Source organism: Pseudoalteromonas sp. TB25 (assembly GCF_000497995.1).
GTDB classification, from domain to species: Bacteria; Pseudomonadota; Gammaproteobacteria; order Enterobacterales; family Alteromonadaceae; genus Pseudoalteromonas; species Pseudoalteromonas distincta.
Genome location: NZ_AUTI01000059.1, coordinates 1 through 2,280, shown reverse-complemented (window position 1 = coordinate 2,280; position 2,280 = coordinate 1). Strand labels below are relative to the sequence as shown.

At 41.3% G+C, this 2,280-nt stretch carries 2 protein-coding genes and 1 pseudogene; all 3 read left to right on the top strand.

Going from position 1 to position 2,280, the window contains the following annotated elements; genetic code table 11:
• Window positions 1–483: pseudogene (locus tag L652_RS0101130) on the top strand (acetylglutamate kinase); the annotation flags it as partial.
• A gap of 7 nt (window positions 484–490) precedes the next feature.
• Window positions 491–1,423, top strand: a complete 933-nt coding sequence (locus tag L652_RS0101125) for an ornithine carbamoyltransferase (RefSeq protein WP_002958764.1) — start codon at window positions 491–493, stop codon at window positions 1,421–1,423.
• A partial coding sequence (locus L652_RS0101120) for an argininosuccinate synthase (protein ID WP_024603199.1) occupies window positions 1,420–2,280 on the top strand: 861 nt, incomplete at its 3' end. The genes L652_RS0101125 and L652_RS0101120, both read left to right, overlap by 4 nt.

The following is a 2,280-nucleotide window of genomic DNA, read 5'->3' as shown; positions in this document are numbered from 1 at the left end:
AAGCCTGTGGGCTTAAGCCTTTTTGAGGCAGGTGTTACTGCCACTCAAAAGCTAAAAGCGCTTTGCTTGGTGGGTAAATGTAAAAGCAACGACGATTCTATTGTTAATGATTTACTTAAAATCGGTCGCCTACCCATTGTTAGCTCTATAGGCTTTGATGAGCAAGGGCTTTGGTACAACGTAAATGCAGATGAAGCAGCAGCGGCTATTGCTAGTAACTTAAATGCCGAGCTTATTTTTATGACGGATGTTGAAGCAGTGCTTGATGAAAATAAACAGCCGTTACATCAACTTGACACAAAACACATTGATACTTTAATTTCAAATGGAGTAATTGTGGGCGGGATGGAGGTCAAAGTTAAGACCAGCCTTCACGCTGCCCAACATTTACGACGCGGTGTGTATATTTCCAGCTGGCAAAAGCCAGAAAATTTAACTGCTCTGCTACAAGGCGAGCATGTCGGAACTAAGATTACACCATAGGTTTATTATGTTTGAGAATTTTTTAACGGGTTTAGAGTTAGACCAAGAAGGCGCACTTAATTTATTAAAGTTAGCGCAAGATATAAAAGCAAAACCAGAAAAATACAGCAATGTATTAGCGGGAAAATCAATCGTAACATTGTTTGAAAAACAAAGTTTACGTACTCGTTTATCGTTTGATATAGGTATTAACCGCCTTGGTGGCCATGCAGTTTATTTAGATCAGCAAAATGGCGCTATGGGTGCACGTGAATCAATTAAAGATTTCGCACTTAATATTTCTACTTGGGCCGATGGTATTGTTGCGCGCGTAAATCAGCACAGCACATTAACTACATTAGGTGAATACGCATCAGTACCGGTAGTAAATAGTTTGTGTGATTTATACCACCCATGCCAAGCGCTTGCTGATTTTTTAACGCTTCAAGAAGTTCACGGCGATGTGAGCGAGCTTAAAGTGGCTTACTTAGGTGAGGGCAACAATGTAACTCATTCATTAATGCTTTTAGCGGCAACGCTTGGCACTGATTTTGTTGCTGTAACGCCAAAAGGCAGCTCGCCTGATTCGCAAATCCTTAAAAAGGCAGAGCAAATAGCGGCAATGAATGGCGCATCAGTGATGGTAAGTGACCGTGTTGAAGCGGCTGTTGGTGCAAACGTTGTATATGCAGATACATGGGTATCAATGGGTGATACAACACCGCTTGAGCAAGTTAAAGAAAAATATATGCCTTATCAATTAAATCAGGCATTGCTAGATCAAACCGGTGCAACTACGGTATTACATTGCCAACCGGCACACCGTGAATTTGAAATTACCTCTGAGGTAATGGATGGTCCAGCATCGAAAATTATTCAACAAGCAGAGAATCGCATGCACGCGCAAAATGCTTTGCTAGTTACATTACTAAATCCAAATTTTGTTAAGGAACACCTATGAGTTCAATTAAAAAAGTCGTTTTAGCCTATTCAGGTGGTCTTGATACATCGGCTATCGTGCCATGGTTAAAAGAAAACTACGGTTGTGAAGTTGTTGCGTTTGTAGCGGATGTAGGTCAAGGCGCAGAAGAACTTGAAGGCGTAGAAGCTAAAGCAATCGCTTCAGGTGCTTCAGAATGTTACGTAGTTGATTTAAAAGATGAAATGGTAAGTGATTACATTTATCCAACACTTAAAACGGGCTCGATTTACGAAGGTACTTATTTACTAGGTACGTCTATGGCGCGTCCTATTATTGCTAAAGCACAAGTTGAAATTGCACGTAAAGTAGGTGCTGATGCACTTTCTCATGGTTGTACTGGTAAAGGTAATGACCAAGTTCGTTTTGAATCATGTTTTGCAGCCCTTGCTCCAGATTTAAAAGTAATTGCGCCATGGCGTGAGTGGGACTTATCGAGTCGTGAATCATTACTTGATTACTTAGCAGAGCGTGACATTCCGTGTTCAGCATCTGCTACAAAAATTTATAGCCGTGATGCTAACGCTTGGCATATTTCGCACGAAGGTGGTGAGCTTGAAGATCCATGGTGCCAACCAACTGAGCAAGTATGGACTTGGACTAACTCTCCAGAGCAAGCACCAGATAAGGCAGAACTAGTAACTTTAAAAGTTGTTGAAGGCGAAGTGGTTGCTGTAAATGGCGAAGAACTTAAACCATATGACTGTTTAGTTAAATTAAACGATATTGCATCGCCTCATGGCGTTGGACGTGTTGATATTGTAGAAAACCGTTTAGTAGGTATGAAGTCACGCGGTTGTTATGAAACACCAGGTGGCACAGTAATTATGGCTGCGCTT